Source organism: Chamaesiphon sp. VAR_48_metabat_403 (assembly GCF_031422475.1).
Lineage (GTDB): Bacteria > Cyanobacteriota > Cyanobacteriia > Cyanobacteriales > Chamaesiphonaceae > Chamaesiphon.
Genome location: NZ_JANPLS010000353.1, coordinates 26893 through 47039, shown reverse-complemented (window position 1 = coordinate 47039; position 20147 = coordinate 26893). Strand labels below are relative to the sequence as shown.

Below are 20147 nucleotides of genomic sequence, written 5' to 3'. Positions count from 1 at the left end.
GTAGGGGCAATTCATGAAGCGGCGGTTTTATTCTGGGGTTCCCCCAGAATAAAAAACCGACAAGACAGCGGCTCGCGCTCGTCGGGTTCCCCGACGGTTGAGCGAGACAAGACAGCGGCGGTTTTATATCTCCTGTCGGAGCGACCCAAAACACGCGGAGGTTCCCTCCGCATGTGTTTGGGTCAAGACAGAGGCTCCGCCAACGGAGGTTCCCTCCGAATAAAAAAACCGACAAGACATTGCCCCTACCCTGAATTTTGCCAGAAAATAGCGATCGCCAAATATCGGCTACAGAGTTAAAGATTGAGTATTGGTTTCGAGTAATAGAGCCAAATCCTTGAGGAAATTTGCCGCATCCGCACCGTAAATAACCCGATGATCGGCGGTCATATTTACCTGCATTTGACGACGGATGGCAAATGTTCCCTCCTCACTGGCGACAACTGTCGGTTGGGATGCCCCAACTGCTAGAATCGCACCCGTACCTGGGGGTAGAATCGCGTCAAACCGATCGACTCCGAGCATTCCGAGGTTGGAGATGGTAAAGGTGCCAGAGCTGTATTCCTGGGGCTGCAATTGCTTGATCCGGGCGCGATCGACTAAATCTTTCCACATCCGGGAGAGGGAGTAAAGATCGAGTCGATCGGCATTTTGCAGTACGGGGGTAATCAAACCGCCATCGGGCATGGCAACAGCGACGGCGATGTTAATGCCGCCGGGATGATTGACTCCAGCATCTGAGTAGCAGGCATTGACGATCGGATGTCTGGCGAGTGTCATGGCGACTGCTTTGGCTAGCAGTGCCGTCATGGTGACACCTTTAGATTTGACTTGCTTATAAAGTTTATCGAGGTGATTAGTTTCGATCGTGTAACCGACGCGGAAAGTGGGGATTGCCAAACTCGCCACCATATTCCGGTTGACGGCAGCTTGGAGCGTATTGAAGGGGACGACTCGCGCACCCGCCGCAACTGTCGGTGCGACTGGGTGCGTAACTGCGGGTACGGCGGCAACTGGAGTTGCTGGTTGGCTCTGGATGACGGGAATTGGTGCTTTACCTGCGGCGGTACTAACATCATCGGCGGTAATGCGACCGTTAGGGCCAGTACCCTGAAGCGTTTCGATGGCAATACCGTATTCTTTGGCTAATTTCCTGGCGCGCGGCGATACCACAGGTCGATCGCTTCTGAGGGTTGTGGTAGTTTGCGCTACAGGTGCGAGATCGGCATTCTGGATGGCTGCGGCTGGTGTTGGGGCTGCTGTCGTTGGTGCCGCAGATGGCGATTTACCTTGAGCTTGCTGTTTGGCAGTTTCAATTTCGGCTTCGGTTTCAGCAACTAGGGCAATTGCCGATCCGACAGGCGCGGATTCTCCAGCTTGGACGATGATGGTAGCGATAAAGCCGCCATAAAAGGTTTCTACGTCCATATCTGCCTTGTCGGATTCGACCACGACAACGATTTCACCTTTTTCGACTTTATCACCGGGCGATTTCTGCCAGGAGACAATCTTGCCTTCAGTCATCGTAGAACTCAAAGCAGGCATGAAAACTTCGCGTATTGCCATGGGGAATCTTCTCGAATCAAACAATTAGGTTGAGCTTGCAGCTTCCCATCTTAGCCTAATTAGGGGACGGGGGGACGGGGGGATGGGGAGACTGGGGGACTGGGGAACTGGGAGAGGTGTAGGGAGTAGGGCGTAAGGAGTAATTCTTAATTTCCTTCACCCTTCTTCCCTAAAACCTAAAACCTAAAGCCTAAAACCTAATCTAGATATTTCCCCGAATCTCCATGACGACTCCATCATGAAGGAGGACTTCGACGTTCATTTTAGAAATCAGATTGTCGCCGAGTTTGACTGAGAAGTAGCCTTCCACTTGACCTTGACTGACTTCTTGTTTGAGTTCGAGAAATTGAACTTGTTGAAGTTGTTGAAGAGCCATATTTTTCTGTTCCAGCAATTCGCTTTTCTGCTGATTTACTTGCATTTGAATGCTTTCGATCTGCTGGACTACTTGAGGTCCAGGCGGTTGCAGATTTTGTTTTTGAATTTCGGCGACTGCTCTTTGTCCCTGAATTTCTAGTTGTTGGAGTTGTCCGTCGAGTTCGCTAATTTGGGTTTGTAATAGTTGCTGAGTTTCGTCTTTCCAACGTTGAGTAACGACAGCTTTGATACTGACGACACGTTTGAGTAATAATTGAGAGTCTGGTAGATCCATGATTAGGTAATTTTGGTGACTATATAGTTGTCGATCGACTGTGCGGTCGATCGACAGAAGATAACGAGCAGTTACTGAAGAAGAAACAAGGTACAAGATATCGCCCTTTGCCGCTGTCCCATCATTAGCTCGAACGCAGGATCGTCGCTCTGGCGTTTGGGTGAGTAGCTAGCGGCGTTACCCCGTAACCTATTTTCCCATTCAACGAGCGAACATCTCGTCAATCATAGCGTGATACCGCTCCATCACAACTGGACGACGAATTTTCAGGGTTTGGGTGAGCAGTCCATTTTCGATGCTAAATGGCTCGGCAATTAGTTTAATTGCCGCAATCCGATCGTCAACTCGATAGCCAGGGCGGTTTTTGACTTCGCGGTTGAGTTCGTCGCGATAGAGGTCGATAATTTGAGTGTTATCGAGAGTGGTGGCATCGATCGAGGGTAATGGTAAGCCTTGACTATCCGCCCAAGCTTGTAAGGCTTCGGAATTGGGGACGACTAATGCGCCGAGCGATTTTTGGTCTTGACCGACGAGGACGATTTGACTGATATACTGGCTCCGCAGGCAAGCATCTTCGATCGGGGTGGGTTCGATATTTTCGCCATTGCTCAACACGATCGTATCTTTGGCACGTCCGGTAATAGTTAAATCGTTATTAGGGGTGAGCATTCCCAAGTCGCCACTATTAAACCAGCCTTCAGGATCGATCGCTTTGGCAGTAGATTCCGGATCGCGGTAATATCCTTGCATAATCTGAGGGCCGCGAATTAATACTAATCCTTTTTGACCGATCGGTAGCGGCTGGCGAGTTTCAACATCGACAATTTTAATTTCGGTACCGGGTAAGGGTTTCCCAGAAGAGAGGCGGAGGTTTTGCCACGGACGACGGACGTTGGTAATCGGTGCGGTTTCGGTTAATCCATAGCCGACAAGGATATCTACGCCGATAATCTCAAAAAATAGATCGAGATGTTTGGCAAGCGAACCGCCACCGCTGATGATATTTTTAATTTTGCCGCCCGTCGCCGCCCGGATTTTACTGTAAACTAGCTTATCGGCGATCGCGTGAATGGGAGCTAGCAGTGACATCTGGATGCGCGCAGTTAACTTTTGACCAGCAGTAGGTTCCAGACATTCTAAACTCAATCCTTGGACGATCCGGCGCGCTTCGATATATTTTTTGCTAGTATCTAGCAGCGTATCGACTAGCTTTTGTTTGTTAGCTGGCTGTTCCCGAAATTGTTTCTGAATGCCCTCATAAATCGACTCAGACAGTCTGGGAACTGCGACGAGGTATTCTGGCTGATATTCTTTTAAATCTTGCTTGAAATAGCGAATATTGGTGTAAGTCTGCGTACACCCTTGCGAGAGCAGATAATATTCGCACGATCGCTCGTAACTATGCCAAGAAGGTAAGATACTCAACACGCGCGATCCTGGCGTGGCGGGAATCACCGTGCCGCAGGTATTGACCTGATGGAGTAAATTACCGTGGGAGAGCATGACACCTTTAGGATTGCCCGAAGTACCAGAAGTGTAGATTAGGGTCGCCAGATCGGTTTTTTTGAGAGCTACGGGTGTAAACTCGGCACTTCGACCCAGCTCGATAATATTACTAAAGTTGACGAGTTTAATCGGCAATTCAAGATCGGTGCGTTCGTCAGATAAGAGTGCGATTAACTCGATTGACAAATCGCCGATTTTATCGCTTAATTTATTCAGAGTTTTCAGATCTTCGACTACTAATATTTTTGCCTGACTATTAGCTAAGATCGATATTAACTCAAGAGTTTCAGCTTGCGAACTCCGGACGGCATTAAACGCACCCATTAACATGATGCCTTGATCGGCAACCAACCAGCGCGGACTATTATCGGCAAATAGGGCAACCGCCTGATATGGCTGGACTCCCAAACTTTGCAGCCCAGTCGCAAATAGTTGAATTTGAGTAGCTAGCTCTCGATAAGTAAAGCTAATTTCTGGCTTGCTATGCGGCGCATTAACAGCCACTATGTCTCCACATTTCGCCGCCACGATCGACCAAATTTCGGGAATAGAATTTATCTGCGTATAATCGATCGTCCGTTCGATATTTTGCCGCTCGCGATCTGCAAGCGCATAAGGATAATTGGCAAATTTAGCAGTTGTCATAATAATTACTCACTCAATTTTTATAATGCCAGGTTTAGTAAAACAGCTAGCGTTCGATATATTTATAGATTAACTGTCGATCGACCCCGATCGGCAATCGATTGTGACAGAACGTAAGGTGGTCGATCGCTCCTTTGGGGAATCGCTTAATTTATGGGAGCGCATCTCCCGCGATGCTGATGGCAAAGTTGCTAATGTATTTGAGATCGCCCCTGACTGGACGATTGAGATTCTCTCCCCCGACCAAAGCCAAACCAAAGTCGTCCGCAATATCTTATACTGCATCAGCAACGGCACCCAAATGGGCTGGCTCATCGATCCAGCCGAAGAACTAGTATTTGTCTATCGAGCCGATTACCTACGGTAGGCTTTGCCAACGAACGATCTCTGTCTTTGAAGAGCCGGACGAGCTATTACCCGTTCCTGAATTTGCCGCATCATTTCAATTAACTATCGGGAAACTATTTAGTTGGCTAGAAGATTAAGCCGATCGTCACTGAGATTTTTGACTCTGAGATCGATGAGTGACACAAAATTTGGACGTATTTACAGCGTAATTTGCAAAATGCAAATTACGCTGTAAACAACCTACTCGCTGGCATAAACGATAAATAACCGCCACGATCGCTTTTAAGTTGATGATAAAGATAAGATCGGGAAGGTCATCTTATCTCCAAGCTCATGAAACAAGTCAAATCCTGCGGTTTTATATTATTTCGCGGAGATCGATCTCAGCCATCTTTTTTGTTGATGAAACACCCCGATCGCTACGATCTTCCCAAGGGACATATAGAACCGGGCGAAACCGATTTAGAATGCGCCCTCAGAGAGATGAATGAAGAAACGGGTATTCCGGTTAGTGCCGTGCGTGTCGAGCCAGATTTTCAGTATCGATCGGTCTATTATCCTCAATATTCCCGATTTGATAACGAGGTTGTGGAGAAGACTCTGATTATTTTCTTGGGCTGGGTAGATTCACCAACTGTAATTGCCTCCAGCGAACATCTCGGTTTTGAATGGATCGATTGGCAGCCGTCTCACCGAATTCAGGCTCAAACGATCGATCCGCTACTCGCAGAAGTTGATGTTTATTTTGGGGCTGAATTGACATCTAGTTAAACTAAATGTTAGTATTTTATTCACATCCCCAGGGCGATCCCAAGGGATTACTGTAAGTAATTTTAGATTTTAGGTGCCTTTTATCGATCGATACAAAGTTGTCATATAGTGTTTAACATTGTTTCAATCGAGCTAACACCACCATAATCTCATCGATAACTTTCGTCATTTGCGATGTAGGTCGATCGTGTTGATTTAAAATGATACTAAATACTAAAGGCGAGTATTGAGGTGGATTGATATAGCCAGATAAACTGGCAACACCGCTAAGGCTGCCAGTCTTAGCGCGAACTATGCCCTGCGCGACAGTGCCTTTCATCCGATTTTTCAGACTACCGCTCGTGCCCGATAAAGGAAGAGAATCGCGGTAGATTTGTCCCATTGGTGTTGTCGCCATTGTGGATAATACTCGCACGAATGCAGTCGGCGCGACTAAATTATGTCTGGATAAACCAGAACCATCGCTGAGACGATAAGCTTGGGAATCGACACCTATTGATGTGAGATTTTGTTTGACTAAAGCGATACCTAAATTACTGGTATCTTCATTACTCGTATAGTGTTGGGGATGAGTGCGCCCGATCGATTTGAGTAAAACTTCTGCGTAGATATTATTACTGCGCTGATTAGTTTCGGTAATTAACTCGCTAATTGTCGGCGAATTAATAGCTGCTAGTTCTGGTAGATTAATCGTACTTTGCCCCGATATCGATCGGACGCTATCGATCTTGATGCTCGATCGAATCAAAGTTTGGCGAAAGGCACTAATAAAAGATTGCGCGGGATCTGCTAATGGTAAATCGATCTGAGTCGGTGGGGCATCGATCGCGAGTTTACCAGTCAACCGAATTACTGGTTTGCCAAAAATTGCGGTCGCACTAATGTTACCTTCTTGACTGGCGAGAACCGTTATACTTTGATTATCTACCAGCCAAGTATTTAAACTCGGATCTTTCCAGACATATTTTAATGGCATCCCGACTTGCTGAGAACTTACCGTTAATGGATTGGAATTTTGATTCAACATCAAACCATTAATCGCAGGCGCGTAATCAGTCGATAAATCGCCCCATTCCCAATCGCCATTAATCTGTTCCCCTCGAAAATAACCATCGTCGAAACTAATTTGCCCGATCTGTTTTATCCCCCGCTGCTGGAGTTGTTGACCGATCGATTGTAAGCCACTCACCGTCAGACTAGGATCGCCCCTACCAACAACTAAGAGATTGCTGAGATTCCCATTACCGGGCAGTTGATATACAGAAGTCCGCAGCCGCGTCGTCGCCCCCAGTTGGCGCAGAGCCACTGCTGTGGTAATTAACTTGACATTAGAAGCTGGAATGAATAATCGATCGCCATCCCGATTATAAAGTTGCGTATTCCCATCTAAAGTCTGGACGACAATGCCCCACCGATAGCGGCGCAATTCCGGTCGATCGATTATCGCACTGATAGCTGTCGAAATTTGGCTGGTACAGACAGCGGCTAATGGTGCTGGTGGTGCTGGCGGGGCTACTTGTGGTTGCTGCGCTCGTACCGATAGCATCGTGAATAATTGCACCAATAACCACCCGCAGGTTATCGCGATGGTTTGACGAAAGAGAAATAATTGCGGCACGATCGACTTACACCTGATTTTTTCGATCCTCAGTCTACTAGATCGATCGCCAGTTCGATCGCATCTGGCATCAACGACAAAATCTCTAGAGGAATAGGGAATAGAAAATAGGAAATAGGGAATAGGGGAAAGGATCGGACTGACGCTCGGCATTCAAGCTGCGATCGAGAATGGTAGTTTATGAGTTTTTAAAAAGTTTTCGTCTCAAACCTATTGGTTTCGTAGATCGGCACCGATGGTAATCTGGAACGAGAAGATCGACCGTCGATCGCGAAGCATCGCTCCAGACAATTTACCATCTAGATTAGATGGCGTTCTTAGTTCGCAGGCTTACTGTTTGTTAGAACCTTGCGCTAAACTGAGGAATCAGAAGGTAATTCTAATTGAGCTAGTCTCTAATATCTCCCCAATCCTCGGACTCGATTATGACCAATGTGCCTGTTTCGCGAATTCGTAACTTTTCGATTATTGCCCACATCGACCACGGTAAATCTACCTTAGCCGATCGATTGTTGCAGGATACAGGTACGGTCAGCAATCGAGAAATGAAAGAGCAGTTTCTCGACAATATGGATTTAGAGCGTGAGCGGGGAATTACGATCAAGCTCCAGGCGGCACGAATGAATTATACCGCCCTAGACGGTCAAGAATACGTCCTCAACCTAATCGATACTCCCGGACATGTGGATTTCTCTTATGAGGTGTCTAGGAGTCTCTTAGCTTGTGAGGGAGCCTTATTAGTAGTCGATGCATCCCAAGGTGTGGAAGCGCAAACTTTAGCGAATGTCTACCTGGCATTGGAGAGTAATTTAGAGATTATCCCCGTACTCAATAAGATCGATCTCCCTGGAGCCGAACCAGAGCGGGTACGCGCGGAGATTGAAGAGATTATTGGATTAGATTGTAGTGGGGCGATTTTAACTTCTGCCAAACAAGGAATTGGGATTCAGGAAATTTTAGAATCGGTAGTTTTATTAGTCCCACCACCTAGAGATACAATTAACGAACCTTTACGCGCCCTAATTTTCGATAGCTATTACGACAGCTATCGCGGTGTGATCGTTTACTTCCGCGTCATGGATGGGAGTGTTAAACGCGGCGATAAAGTGCGGTTGATGGCGAGTGGCAAAGAATATGTCATCGATGAACTCGGCATCCTTTCACCCACGCAAGTACAAGTAGACGAGCTACACGCTGGGGAAGTAGGTTACTTCGCCGCATCGATTAAAGCCGTCGGCGATGCGCGGGTGGGCGATACGATTACGATGGTGAGCAATCCAGCAGCTACAGCTCTCGACGGCTACGCAGAAGCCAAGCCGATGGTATTTTGTGGACTATTTCCGACGGATGCAGATCAGTATCCAGAATTGCGCGATGCGTTGGATAAATTACGGCTTAATGATGCGGCTCTCAAATACGAGCCAGAAACTTCGAGCGCGATGGGGTTTGGATTCCGGTGTGGATTCTTGGGATTACTGCACATGGAAATCGTCCAAGAACGCCTCGAACGAGAATATAATCTTGACTTAATTACCACCGCACCTTCGGTAGTTTATCGAGTCACCGATAATCATGGTACAGAAACTTATATCGACAATCCCAGTACGCTCCCCGATCCCAATCACCGTCAGAAAATTGAGGAACCCTACGTCAAATTGGAGATGATTACCCCGGAAGAATATGTAGGAACATTGATGGAATTGTGCCAAAATCGACGTGGTGAGTTCAAAGATATGAAATATCTCACCAAAGGGCGAACCACGGTAATTTATGAAATGCCTTTAGCTGAAGTCGTGACCGATTTCTTCGATCGGATGAAGTCAAATACGCGCGGTTATGCGAGTATGGAATATCAACCGATCGGTTATCGCGAAAACCATCTGGTTAAATTAGACTTGATGATCAATGGCGATCCCGTCGATGCCCTGGCGATGATCGTTCACCGCGATAAGGCTTATAATGTCGGTCGAGCGATGACTGAGAAGTTAAAAGAATTAATTCCCCGTCACCAGTTTAAAGTACCAATTCAAGCTGCGATCGGTAGTAAGATTATCGCTAGTGAAAATATTCCCGCACTGCGAAAAGACGTATTAGCAAAATGCTATGGCGGTGACATTTCGCGGAAGAAGAAACTGCTTCAAAAGCAAGCTAAAGGTAAAAAACGGATGAAAGCTGTCGGGACGGTAGATGTACCGCAAGAAGCATTTATGGCGGTGCTGAAATTGAATAAAGATACCTAAAGCACCGATAGAATGAGATGGTGCGTTACGCTTGGGCGATAACGCACCCTACAAGAAAAAATGACCCAAACCATTAATCTCAAAGTATACGGACAGCTTGTGGCTGAAGTAAAGCCAAAAGTAATCGAGACAGAAGATGAATACGAACAGTTTTTAGCTGTAGCAGAACGGTTGACTTTTAAGCAAAATCAAACACCTGAAGAGTCAGCATTGTACGACTTGGTGACGATGTTGGTCGAGACATACGAGGCAGCTCACTATGAGATCGATCGAGCTTCGCCATCTGACGTATTGCAGCATATCATTGAATCTAGTGGGATCGATCGAACAGAATTAGTTAGTATTTTTGGTTCTAGTGAATCGGTGGAGCAAGTTTTGGCAGGAACGAAATCGATCGATCCAAGTTGGGCACAGGCTCTAGGTAATCGATTTAAGTTATCGCCTAAAATATTCTTACAATCATAATTAAATTAGGTAATAGTGCAATTACATAAATTTGACTCGATCGATAAATTCTGGGATAAAACGCAGGCTTACTTGCTACAGTATGAAGCGGAAAATAACCTGTTGTTGGGAATTATCCATACACTGCGGCATAATCCAGATCGCTATCCAGAACCGCCTTATTTAGCAATAGTTGAAATTGATGGAGAGATCGTCGCAACTGCCATCCGTACCCCTCCTTACAAACTTTTATTATCCAAAGTTAGCAATCTGGATGCCTTAACTTTAATTGCTGAAGATTTACGTCAAGAACGATTACCTGGCGTGATGGGATTGCTGCCAGAGGTAGAGAAATTCGTGCGATCGTGGCAAGCAATAACGGGACAATCTTCTCGACTGTCAACAGCCATGAAAATTCATCAGCTCCAAGCCGTAAAACCTGTGGCTAATGCGACTGGATCTTTAAGATTGGCAACTGAAAGCGATCGCGCCCTATTATTAAAATGGTTGCCTGCTTTTAATACCGAGATTGGTTTTGGGGTAATTGAAGATCCCGAACTTTTAGTTGTTAATCGGTTAAAGGAGCGGCATACTTACATTTGGGAAGATAACAGTACCCCTGTGGCACTAGCAGCAGGTAGGCAATTTACAGACACGGCGAGTCGGATTGGTTCGGTCTATACGCCACCAGTATATCGTCGGAAAGGTTATGCTACTGCCTGTGTCGCAGCTTTAAGCCAACAGCTACTAGATGAAGGATGCGATCGTTGTTTCTTGTTGACAGATTTAGCAAATCCAACATCTAACCATATTTACCAACAGATCGGTTACATTCCAGTCTGCGACTGGCATGAATACTCATTTATCTTTGAATAGAATGACTGATAAATATTCATCAGCAGACTTTAAAACCGATCGAATTGTTTGCATCGATCGAGAGAATTTACATCTGTTTGCTGAAGTTATCGATATCATCGAGCTATCGTCTCGCTGTTGGGTGAAACCGCTAGCGATAGCAAAATCTAATCCCGAAAGTTTTAACTTAGAATTTCTTCACGATCTACGCGATGCGGCGCAATTAATTTTACCGACATACTTATTTCGAGATGCTTTAGATACGGAAGTTTTACCGCTGATTTCTGAGTTATTTCATCCAACTAAAGATTCAATTCGATCGACAAATGCTCAAAGAATATTATATCAATTTATTGCCGACCTCTATCGCCCATCCTGAAGCTCTATCTCGATCTCAGTAGCACGGTTGGCAATACCTAGCTATATTGTACTAAGTAGCGATCGCTAAAGCGGATCGACTGAAGATTTTATCCAATATTGTGATGGCGATTAGAAAAGATACATTGTGGGAGCAATTTCTCTCGCCTGTGATTCAGAGTTTACTAGATAAAGAGCAAATGATGGCAGTGCGCGATCGGATCGACTGGCAAGGTACGATCGATCGATATCAAGCCCCAGAATTTAGCTATCCCAGCTATTATTACACCCAAAATTATCACGGGATTGAAGGTGGCTATCTCACTCAAACAGCCGCAATTACCTACGATCCGATTACTCAGTACGTTTTGCCCCCGCACGAACCGTGGGTGCGTCAGGGTTTAATCGATGGCATCCGCACTCAGCCGCGCAAAATCCTCGATTTGGGCTGCGGTACTGGTTCGATGACTATTCCTCTCAAACAAGCCTTTCCAGGTGCGGTGGTGACGGGTTTAGACTTGTCTCCGTATATGTTGGCGGTGGCGGAAGATCGCGCTAAACAAGCAGGTGTCGCGATCGAATGGGTACATGGTACGGCAGAATTGACTCAGTTTGAGGCTGGTAGTTTTGACTTGGTTACGGCTGCATTACTATTCCATGAAACCCCGCCAGCAGTGGCTCAAACTATTCTCGCCGAAAGTTATCGCCTCTTAGCTCCAAGCGGCGAAATCGCCATTCTTGATGGAAATCAGCAGACGCTCCGCAATCTGGCTTGGTTGAATAATGTCTTTGAAGAACCCTACATCCAAGCCTACGCCGCAGGTAATCTCGATGCTTGGCTGGGCAAAGCTGGATTTGACGAGGTGCGTACCAAAGATGTATTCTGGCTCAATCAAGTCACCTGTGGGGTTAGGCTTTAGGTATTTAAAAACCAATTATCAATTATCAATTATTAATTCTCAATTAATTAAGCGTGGTTTTAAAAGCGGTTCTGTTCGATTTCAATGGAGTAATTATTAAAGATGAATCAATTCATCGGGAGCTAATTGACGAGTTATTATTAGCCGAAAATTTACCGCCTCAAGGTAAGGAATTCTGGCAAATATCGGTAGGTAGGAGCGATCGCGTTTGTATTAAAAAATTATTAGAATTGCGCGGGCGATTCGTGACGGATGAGTATTTAGATAAATTAATAGCTAAAAAAGCGATCGCGTATCAACAGCGGATGTCTCAAGTTGCGACATTACCGATTTATACTGAAGTCGTCCAGTTTATTCAACAGATGTACGATCGCGGTTATAAATTAGCCATAGTGACTGGCGCAATTCGATCGGAAGTCGAGTTAGTATTACAGCAATGTGGAATTGCCCGCTATTTTGAAACGATCGTGTCTGGAGACGAAATCGAGCAAAGTAAGCCAGATCCAGAGGGGTATTTGTTAGCTGTAGATCGATTGAACAAATTAGATTCAGATCTAAATTTATTACCATCTGAATGTCTGGCGATTGAAGATACTTTTGCCGGATTAGAAGCTGTTAAAGCTGCGGGTATTCAAGCAGTGGCGATCGCGCACACGTACCCATTTCATATGCTGCAACGCCGCGCCAATTGGACGATCGATCGATTTGCCGATCTGGAATTCGATCGAGTCACTAAATTTTTTGAATCTACCGATTCTAGAATTTAGAGCAATTTATGGTGTTGCCGATCTAAGGTACGGTTTTCTGTTTTAGCAACAGAATTATCTGTCTTTTACCCGCTCCCCGCTCCGATCTCCCCGCTTACATTTTCATAGCCCAATTCAGCAACGCCATTTTTTGAATCTACTAAATCCAAAATTTAGAGCAATTTACTTGGCAGCTTTAAGACTCGCCCGATAAGCTCGATGTACTTCTTGCACGCTATATTGATTCAGGAAAATTCGGGCAAGTTGTTCGGCTAATTGGGGATTGCCAAGATCGATCGACAATTTTAATAATGGTTTCATCGTCCGTTCGTTAAGTGCCCCGCCGAGCGATAAAATATTCCAGAGGATGCGATGAAATATCGTCATTTGAATCGTGATTTTTACATCTAAAGTGGGATGCTTTTGATAAAAAACCACGCCCATTTGACCGCGTTCTAATTCTTGTTCGATGAGGCGCGGAATCCGATCGAGAGAAAATGCTGGATGCCAATGATAACCAACCGCTTCGGGACATTTAATCATTTTAATACCCCGATTTTTAAGCCGAACGCCTAACTCTAAATCTTCCCAACCGTAGAGATCGAAACCGAGATCGAACAAGCCAACTTCTAGCAACCAATGTTTGGAGATCGCGACATTAGTAGTGGCAAAATAAGCATTAGAAAAATCGAGTAATTTATATGGTTCGCTCGTTGGCGATTCAAAATTAGCTGTATTAATTACTGCCCCATAAGTAAAAATGCGATCGTCGCCGCGTGCTTTTTGCTCTGCTACTAATACATCAGCATGACACTGTAAAAATGTGGGCGTGACGACAATATCGCTATCGATAAAGACGATCGTATCGCCCTGCGCTCGCTCTACGCCCATATTTCTGGCGGCGGATGCGCCTTTATGCGCCTGCTCGTAAATTTTGAGATGGGGTAATTCGGCGGTGCTAGCTTGCAACCACTCGATCGTACCATCGGTCGAACCATCATCGACAACGACAATCTCGTAGCCCGTCACGATTTGAGGGTCGATAGTTTGCACTTCCAACGCTCTCAAACACTTTTGCAGAATGGGCAGTCGATTGTAGGTAGGAATTACAATACTAAAAAACACCGTTATTGTCCTCAAAGATGGAGACTATCGATCGACAGCGATTGCGCGCCCCGACTTTACACTATTTTAAGACACGATCGACCCTCAAAGAGTTTCCCGATCGGGATAACCGATCGAAATTAGCGATCTGCGGCTGGCTGCTGGCTGCTACGGCAATCTGTACGGAATTACCAGGTTAACTAGTGATGATAAAATAGTGGCTCGTTAGGCTCGATCCTACCGTGCTACTCAACCTCGAACTTTGATGGGGTTACCCTAGTGTCTTTGTACCGCCTCAGCTCGTCACAAACTGTCACAAACTCCAGAACGATTGTGGTATCTGTAACGACAACCAACCTAGTCGTTCGCTCGATCCGATCTTACGTCAAAATACTCAAAATCTCCGAACCCACTGCACGATCGTAAATTTGACTGGCTAAAATTAGGGAACGAAAGCTCCACCATCTGGAGTGCGAAATTGTAACCACTACCAGGCGATAACCAAGCTTGGATTTAATAACTTTATACAGCGTAATTTTGGCTGGTGTGACCCTATGGCAGACGCAGATCGTATATCCAATAGAACTTTGAATCTTACCGATGAAGAAATCCAGATCGTTGGATATTTTGCTCAAGGTCAAAAACACTTCATCACCAGCCCAAACTTGAAGTTAGAATATACCGATACTTCGATTAGGTTGAGCGATCGCGATGGTAAATTACTAGGCATTAGCAAGCAAGTAAATCAGTGGCAGCGGAAAGTTTTAGTTAGTAACAACTCAGTCTACAGACCGAGTATGACTGAAGCTTTGATAAAACTAGGATTCATTGATAAGCAAAAATCTTCGCATCCAGAATTTAGCGAACACCATCTTTATCAAGTTCCCAATCTTTATAAATTAAACTATACCGAAGTAATTAAGTTGTGGAAAGTTTGGTGGAATAACAAACGCTATCAACTAGATCGACCCAATCCACCGATCGACGTACTCACCTTTACTAAAGGTAATTGGTATCTAGTTAGAGATTTACAACCCAAACAGGGAAATTTTGTAATTCGGACCGAACGGGGCGAAATGACGATCGAGCCAGAAGAATATGTAGTTTGGCTCGATGCGATCGACGATCGGCACAACGAGCCAAAACCAACCAGTTCTACGCCATCATTCACACTAGAACCACCTCGAAATTTATCTGCAAATCTAGCAGTACCGATCGATTCAAATATTCTATCTAGCACGAGTTTGACGACTACAGGTAGCCCGAAACCTCCTAGTTTTAGCAATTATGTCGAACCGATTGAAGAACTAGATCTAGAATCATATTTGAATACTTTTAATACCGAAGATAGTGAAGATATCGATCGGATCGAGGGCATCTATAATATCGGTGACTTGCTCAGTGGCAACACCATTGAAGAAAACGTGCTCCCACTAGCATCGCTACCGACACCAGATCTACCCGTCGAGCCAGCACCCGCAGTTGAGTCGCCTATTCCCACTAAACCAGTTATGTCAATGGCACAGCGTCAAGCCGAACTCAAGCGTAAAGCAATGACCGTACTGGCTAAGTATCTGCAAGAAGGCGATCGGATTACCCATACCGAAGTATTAAAAAATGCTCAAGGGCAAGAACTCAATCGCAAAATTACTCAAATTCAGCGGGGTTGTCCCAGTTGGGCGATCGACCAAATTCAAAAACTTCAAGAGTAATTTTAGCCGATCGCGGTAGTGAGATCGGTTGCTCGGTAAATCTCCCAGTAGATTTGCGGCTGGTAGGTTGTCAATTTGCGTACCAATTTGGCGTTAGTAGTCATCGCTACAAAATGCCAAGTATCTCGTCAATTAGTCAAGAAGAAGGGTAAAGTTGAGGTATCTGAGGAGATAGGTTTATTAGAATGATCGGTCAGTTACTAGCGGGACATTATCGCGTACTCCAAATCTTAGGTGTTGGGGGATTCGGGCAAACTTATATTACCGAAGACTTGCATCTACCGGGAAACCCTAAGTGCGTACTCAAACATCTCAAGCCAGCTAGTACGGATCGCACGGTACTAGACATCGCGCGCAAATTGTTTGAGAAAGAAGCCATTGTGATGCAGCAATTGGGAAATCACGATCGGATTCCGCGATTACTGGCTTACTTTGAAGAGCAACAGGAATTTTATTTAGTTCAGGAATATGTCCCCGGACATCCGCTATCTGCCGAACTTAAAGATAGTACCAAGTGGGGCGAACAAAAGGTCATCGAACTACTGCAAGAGATTTTGGATATTTTAGTGTTTATCCATTCTCAAGGCGTAATTCATCGCGATATCAAGCCCGATAATATCATGCGCCGCCAAGTCGATCGGCGGTTGATTCTAATTGATTTTGGAGCGATCAAACAAGTCCGCAATCAGCACGCCCAGAACGCACAACAGACGATGACAGTTGCCATCGGGACTCCCGGCTATATGCCGATCGAACAAGCCTCTGGCAATCCTCGCGCTAGTAGCGATCTCTTTGCCTTAGGATCGATCGCCATTCAAGCTCTAACTGGTGTCAATCCCTACGATCTCGCTAGCGACGATCGCACGGGCGAACTTAAATGGGAACATCTAACTGCCGCTAATCCCCACCTAATTGCCATCGTGCAGCGGATGACGCGCTATCACTTCAAAGATCGCTATCTAACCGCTACAGAGGCTCTCCAAGCCCTTGCAGGGCTAATGGGGGGTGAATCCTCGCAGTCTAAACGAGTTATGCTTGCAGGTGCCGCCCCACAGACTTACGTTCAGACACCGCCACCGCGAGAATCGCAGGCAAAGACTGTCGCGCCTAAAACCAAGCTTGCCACCCCAGCAGGTTCGCAGGCGCAGGCTCTAGCACCACCACCCACCCGCAGCTACTTTCCGATCGTTGCTGGAATTGCCACCATCGCCGCCGCAGTCGCCAGTTTTGTCTGGTTTAGCACCAGAATCATCACCCAGCGAGATTTTGCCACAGATGTTAAATCCGAGCTGTGTCGGATCGCCACTCCCACAGATTTACCTTCGACGCGAGTGCGATCGCAACCGCAGCGGGATGCCAAAATTCAAGTCAGCCTCGCACGGGGTACCAAAGTTGTCTATTTAGCCGAACAAGATGCTTTTATTCAAATCCAGATGGCAGATCGATCGACTGGGTGGGTATTCAATAATCAAGTTGGGAGCTGTAATGCACCCGTGGCAACACCATCACCAAAACCGACTCCAGCAGCAACCAAGCCACCCACACCCATTCCCGTGCCCACGCCGAAAGTCGAACGCCCGCCCGCAGTTGCGCCAACTCCAACAATAACGCCAACCCCAACCCCTTCAGTTACACCGACACCCAACCCATCAGAGTCGCCAACACCGATCGAAGTACCGACACCATCATCCTCACCAACACCAACGCCGACTACGACACCATCATCACCGATCCCAACACCTACACCTACTCCATCGCCAACGCCTTCAGTCATTCCAGCGGGAACTGGAAAACCATCCGAAACTAACAGTAATCCCGATCGTTGTCTGGCAAATCCACCACCCCCGGATTGCTTATGGTAATGAGAGTTCGATGACAATCTACAAAACCGATTTTTAGAAAAATTCGGTTTTGTGTCTCAGCGATGCAGTCAATTGATTACACTTATAAGTCGAGGATGAATCTGATGATTCAGACAAACCCAGAACGCAAAAAAAGTTTTTCGAGTTTTTCTTATAAAGAAGCCTTTAAACAATTGGGATTGCTGGAGCTACAGCGGTGGTCGATTGAGGCTGAACCCCTACCGATTAGCGATTTTTTCAGGCAGCGACTAGATCGCCTAAACAGGTTCGATCTGGAGAGTTTAGAAGTATCTAAGACATTGCTAATCGATGCAATTTGTGAGGAGGGATTAGAGGGATTCGATCGATTGAAGGTGTGGAAAGGTGCTTACCTAGAGGGTGAGAAAACTTGTGGTAATGCAGACTATTTAATTGCCGAGCGGCGGGGCTACTTAGAAGCACCTTATGTATGTGCGATTGAAGCGAAGAAGGATGACTTCGAGCAGGGGGCGGCACAGTGTTTGGTAGAAATGCAGGCTTGTCAGTGGGTAAATCGACAGTTGGGGCGAGAGATCGCAATTTATGGAATTGTTACCAATGGTGAGGGTTGGAAGTTTTATCGGCTTCAGATAGATGGTGTGGTGTCGGAATCGCTATTACACGGGATTGGGGAAATGTCGATCTTATTGGGGTTGTTAAGAGTTTTCTTTGGATTGTGCGAACAGAATTTAAACTAGGCAATAATTTCAGCAACTACAGCCATAAAAATAGCAGAAGGGGCAATTCACGAATTACCCCTTCTGCTGCGGATAAATTAAAGAAAACTCTGTCGATTATTCTAAGCCAGCATAAATCGCCAGATCGCCTAATTCATCTTCGATTCTTAACAGGCGGTTATATTTTGCCACCCGTTCGCTACGACATAACGAACCAGTCTTGATTTGTCCCGCGCGAGTCGCGACGGCTAAATCGGCGATGGTGGTATCTTCAGTTTCACCAGAGCGGTGACTGATAATCGATTTAAAGCTATTGCGAGTAGCCAGATCGATCGTTTGCAGGGTTTCGGTAAGAGTACCGATTTGATTGAGTTTAATTAAAATGGCATTCGCCGATTTTTCCTTAATGCCTTGACGCAAGCGTTCGGTATTAGTCACAAATAAATCGTCGCCGACTAGTTGGACTTTCGAGCCAATTTTCTGGGTGAGTAATTGCCAGTTTGCCCAATCGTCCTCATGCAGTCCATCTTCGATCGAAATAATCGGATACTTGGTAGTTAAATCGGCTAAATAGTCGATAAATTCACCAGGAGTATGGCTGCTACCGTCGTAGATATAGCTACCATCTTTATAAAACTCACTTGCCGCGACATCTAGCGCGAGGGCAACTTGTTCCCCCGGTTTGTAGCCTGCGGATTCGATCGCCGCCATTAGCAACTCTAATGATGCCTGATTGGACTCCAAATTGGGCGCAAAGCCACCTTCATCGCCCACACCAGTCAGGAGACCCTTTTCATCCAAAACTTTGCTCAGAGAGGCAAATACTTCGGCTCCCCAGCGGAGAGCTTCTTTAAAGGAAGTCGCACCCACAGGCACGATCATAAACTCTTGAAAATCAATATTATTAGCAGCATGAGAGCCACCATTGATTACATTCATCAATGGTACTGGCAGTAAGTTAGCCAGTGGGCCGCCTAAATAACGGTAGAGTGGCACTCCCAGGGCATTAGCGACAGCTTTGGAATTAGCTAAAGATACCGCTAGAATAGCATTAGCCCCTAGTTTAGATTTAGTCGGCGTACCATCTAATTCAATCATCGATCGATCGATCGCGATTTGATCGAAACCATCCATCCCTTCCAGAGCTGGCGCGATTTTATCCTGAATATTGGCAACAGCCTTGAGGACACCTTTACCCCCATAGCGACTGGGATCGTCATCCCGCAATTCATGAGCTTCAAAACTGCCTGTCGAGGCACCACTGGGGACTTGAGCTAGCCCAAATCCACCATTGGCTAAGTATACTTCGGCTTCTACTGTCGGGCGACCGCGAGAATCGAGAATCTCTCTGGCTCGAATTTCCGCAATCGCCATATCTGGCATATTCATAGTCATTCCCTCATCCTTACGATCGCGATCGATCCTTCCTTAACAATGTAGCTTGACACCCTAATTATCCGTTCCTCGGCAACAATCGGTGCCAACAGGTAATCATACGTCCTGACGACACCTTAAATAGCAAAATTAATCACCAAATTTTTAAATAAGGCGATGCGGTTATTACATACAATGCTCCGAGTCGGCGATTTAGCCGCTTCAATCCGGTTCTACTGCGAGGTTTTAGGCATGGATCTAATCCGCAAACAAGATTTCCCCGATGGCAAGTTTACCCTAGCTTTTGTCGGCTATGGGGCAGAATCTGACAACACGGTCATCGAATTGACCCATAATTGGGATACCTCAGCCTACACGATCGGCGATGCCTACGGTCATATCGCGATCGGGGTGGATGATATCTACGCCACCTGCGATGCAATTGCAGCTAAAGGTGGAAAAGTCATCCGCGCTCCAGGTGCGATGAATCATGGGACGACGGTAATTGCTTTTGTTGAAGATCCGACAGGGTATAAAGTCGAATTAATTCAAGTCGGGAAATAAACGTAGGGTGTGTTATTGCGTAGTGTTAGCTTTTGTTTATCACCCGCCCGCGACTGAAGTGCGGGCTAGTAGCTCAAGTCCACTTCAGTGGACTATCAGATTCTTTAGTCCACTTCAGTGGACTTTTATGGTTAGCCTGGGGATTCATCCCCAGGTGGTGCCCAAACG

18 protein-coding genes and 1 pseudogene are annotated in these 20147 nt (G+C 46.0%); 13 read left to right on the top strand and 6 right to left on the bottom strand.

Features of this window, described 5'->3' with window-relative positions; all coding sequences use genetic code 11:
- Positions 1-288 precede the first annotated feature (288 nt).
- The 3 genes from RMO79_RS17220 to RMO79_RS17210 all read right to left on the bottom strand — a co-directional run bounded on the left by RMO79_RS17220 (position 289) and on the right by RMO79_RS17210 (position 4369).
- Positions 289-1566 carry a dihydrolipoamide acetyltransferase family protein gene (locus RMO79_RS17220; protein ID WP_310484454.1) on the bottom strand — a complete coding sequence of 426 codons (1278 nt, stop codon included), beginning with the start codon at positions 1564-1566 and terminating at the stop codon, positions 289-291.
- 202 nt (positions 1567-1768) lie between these two features.
- Positions 1769-2218 carry a YlqD family protein gene (locus tag RMO79_RS17215; RefSeq protein ID WP_295613698.1) on the bottom strand — a complete coding sequence of 150 codons (450 nt, stop codon included), beginning with the start codon at positions 2216-2218 and terminating at the stop codon, positions 1769-1771.
- 201 nt (positions 2219-2419) lie between these two features.
- Positions 2420-4369 (bottom strand): AMP-binding protein, encoded by a 1950-nt coding sequence (locus tag RMO79_RS17210; RefSeq protein ID WP_310484453.1) that lies wholly within the window; start codon positions 4367-4369, stop codon positions 2420-2422.
- A 142-nt stretch (positions 4370-4511) separates the two neighbouring features.
- Between RMO79_RS17210 and RMO79_RS24630 the strand changes: the two are divergent.
- Positions 4512-4854 (top strand): annotated as a pseudogene (locus tag RMO79_RS24630) (Uma2 family endonuclease); the annotation flags it as partial.
- 196 nt (positions 4855-5050) lie between these two features.
- Positions 5051-5488: an NUDIX domain-containing protein gene (locus tag RMO79_RS17195; RefSeq protein ID WP_310484450.1), complete on the top strand. Its 438-nt coding sequence runs from the start codon at positions 5051-5053 to the stop codon at positions 5486-5488.
- Between the two features lie 112 nt (positions 5489-5600).
- Here the strand turns inward: RMO79_RS17195 and dacB are convergent, their stop codons facing one another.
- Positions 5601-7259, bottom strand: a complete 1659-nt coding sequence (gene dacB, locus RMO79_RS17190; protein ID WP_310484448.1) for a D-alanyl-D-alanine carboxypeptidase/D-alanyl-D-alanine-endopeptidase — start codon at positions 7257-7259, stop codon at positions 5601-5603.
- 272 nt (positions 7260-7531) lie between these two features.
- Between dacB and lepA the strand changes: the two genes are divergently transcribed.
- The 6 genes from lepA to RMO79_RS17160 all read left to right on the top strand — a co-directional run bounded on the left by lepA (position 7532) and on the right by RMO79_RS17160 (position 12689).
- A complete protein-coding gene (gene lepA / locus RMO79_RS17185) occupies positions 7532-9346 on the top strand; it encodes a translation elongation factor 4 (protein ID WP_310484446.1) in 1815 nt (604 codons plus the stop codon).
- Positions 9347-9406: 60 nt separating this feature from the next.
- Entirely contained in the window at positions 9407-9811 is a 405-nt protein-coding gene (locus tag RMO79_RS17180) for a transcriptional regulator (RefSeq protein WP_310484444.1), read from the top strand.
- 15 nt (positions 9812-9826) lie between these two features.
- A complete protein-coding gene (locus RMO79_RS17175) occupies positions 9827-10666 on the top strand; it encodes a GNAT family N-acetyltransferase (RefSeq protein ID WP_310484441.1) in 840 nt (279 codons plus the stop codon).
- 1 nt (position 10667) lies between these two features.
- Positions 10668-11024: a hypothetical protein gene (locus RMO79_RS17170; RefSeq protein ID WP_310484439.1), complete on the top strand. Its 357-nt coding sequence runs from the start codon at positions 10668-10670 to the stop codon at positions 11022-11024.
- Between the two features lie 103 nt (positions 11025-11127).
- Entirely contained in the window at positions 11128-11922 is a 795-nt protein-coding gene (locus RMO79_RS17165) for a class I SAM-dependent methyltransferase (protein WP_310484438.1), read from the top strand.
- A gap of 53 nt (positions 11923-11975) precedes the next feature.
- Entirely contained in the window at positions 11976-12689 is a 714-nt protein-coding gene (locus RMO79_RS17160; protein ID WP_310484437.1) for an HAD family phosphatase, read from the top strand.
- Between the two features lie 162 nt (positions 12690-12851).
- On the opposite strand, the gene RMO79_RS17155 is transcribed toward RMO79_RS17160, so the two are convergent.
- The gene (locus RMO79_RS17155; RefSeq protein ID WP_310484436.1) at positions 12852-13793 is read right to left on the bottom strand and encodes a glycosyltransferase; all 942 of its coding nucleotides are present in this window, start codon (positions 13791-13793) and stop codon (positions 12852-12854) included.
- A 17-nt stretch (positions 13794-13810) separates the two neighbouring features.
- On the opposite strand from RMO79_RS17155, the gene RMO79_RS17150 reads away from it, so the two are divergent.
- The 4 genes from RMO79_RS17150 (at position 13811) to RMO79_RS17135 (ending at position 18062) form a co-directional block, all read left to right on the top strand.
- On the top strand, positions 13811-13972 hold the full coding sequence (locus RMO79_RS17150) for a hypothetical protein (RefSeq protein WP_310484435.1): 162 nt from the start codon (positions 13811-13813) through the stop codon (positions 13970-13972).
- A 354-nt stretch (positions 13973-14326) separates the two neighbouring features.
- Positions 14327-15484 (top strand): hypothetical protein, encoded by a 1158-nt coding sequence (locus RMO79_RS17145; protein ID WP_310484434.1) that lies wholly within the window; start codon positions 14327-14329, stop codon positions 15482-15484.
- A gap of 185 nt (positions 15485-15669) precedes the next feature.
- Positions 15670-17346 carry a serine/threonine protein kinase gene (locus RMO79_RS17140; protein ID WP_310484432.1) on the top strand — a complete coding sequence of 559 codons (1677 nt, stop codon included), beginning with the start codon at positions 15670-15672 and terminating at the stop codon, positions 17344-17346.
- Positions 17347-17450: 104 nt separating this feature from the next.
- Positions 17451-18062, top strand: coding sequence for a hypothetical protein (locus RMO79_RS17135; protein ID WP_310484430.1), 612 nt, complete (start codon positions 17451-17453; stop codon positions 18060-18062).
- Between the two features lie 96 nt (positions 18063-18158).
- Here RMO79_RS17135 and eno read toward each other — a convergent pair whose 3' ends face one another.
- Positions 18159-19424, bottom strand: a complete 1266-nt coding sequence (gene eno, locus RMO79_RS17130; RefSeq protein ID WP_310484456.1) for a phosphopyruvate hydratase — start codon at positions 19422-19424, stop codon at positions 18159-18161.
- 168 nt (positions 19425-19592) lie between these two features.
- Between eno and gloA the strand changes: the two genes are divergently transcribed.
- A complete protein-coding gene (gene gloA, locus RMO79_RS17125; protein ID WP_310484429.1) occupies positions 19593-19979 on the top strand; it encodes a lactoylglutathione lyase in 387 nt (128 codons plus the stop codon).
- Positions 19980-20147: the final 168 nt, after the last annotated feature.

Coding starts and splice junctions, on each gene's coding strand:
- RMO79_RS17220 (WP_310484454.1), bottom strand. CDS start 1,566: ATGGCAATACGCGAAGTTTTCATGCCTGCTTTGAGTTCTACGATGACT.
- RMO79_RS17215 (WP_295613698.1), bottom strand. CDS start 2,218: ATGGATCTACCAGACTCTCAATTATTACTCAAACGTGTCGTCAGTATC.
- RMO79_RS17210 (WP_310484453.1), bottom strand. CDS start 4,369: ATGACAACTGCTAAATTTGCCAATTATCCTTATGCGCTTGCAGATCGC.
- RMO79_RS17195 (WP_310484450.1), top strand. CDS start 5,051: ATGAAACAAGTCAAATCCTGCGGTTTTATATTATTTCGCGGAGATCGA.
- dacB (WP_310484448.1), bottom strand. CDS start 7,259: ATGCCGAGCGTCAGTCCGATCCTTTCCCCTATTCCCTATTTCCTATTT.
- lepA (WP_310484446.1), top strand. CDS start 7,532: ATGACCAATGTGCCTGTTTCGCGAATTCGTAACTTTTCGATTATTGCC.
- RMO79_RS17180 (WP_310484444.1), top strand. CDS start 9,407: ATGACCCAAACCATTAATCTCAAAGTATACGGACAGCTTGTGGCTGAA.
- RMO79_RS17170 (WP_310484439.1), top strand. CDS start 10,668: ATGACTGATAAATATTCATCAGCAGACTTTAAAACCGATCGAATTGTT.
- RMO79_RS17165 (WP_310484438.1), top strand. CDS start 11,128: ATGGCGATTAGAAAAGATACATTGTGGGAGCAATTTCTCTCGCCTGTG.
- RMO79_RS17150 (WP_310484435.1), top strand. CDS start 13,811: ATGGAGACTATCGATCGACAGCGATTGCGCGCCCCGACTTTACACTAT.
- RMO79_RS17145 (WP_310484434.1), top strand. CDS start 14,327: ATGGCAGACGCAGATCGTATATCCAATAGAACTTTGAATCTTACCGAT.
- RMO79_RS17140 (WP_310484432.1), top strand. CDS start 15,670: ATGATCGGTCAGTTACTAGCGGGACATTATCGCGTACTCCAAATCTTA.
- RMO79_RS17135 (WP_310484430.1), top strand. CDS start 17,451: ATGATTCAGACAAACCCAGAACGCAAAAAAAGTTTTTCGAGTTTTTCT.
- eno (WP_310484456.1), bottom strand. CDS start 19,424: ATGCCAGATATGGCGATTGCGGAAATTCGAGCCAGAGAGATTCTCGAT.
- gloA (WP_310484429.1), top strand. CDS start 19,593: ATGCGGTTATTACATACAATGCTCCGAGTCGGCGATTTAGCCGCTTCA.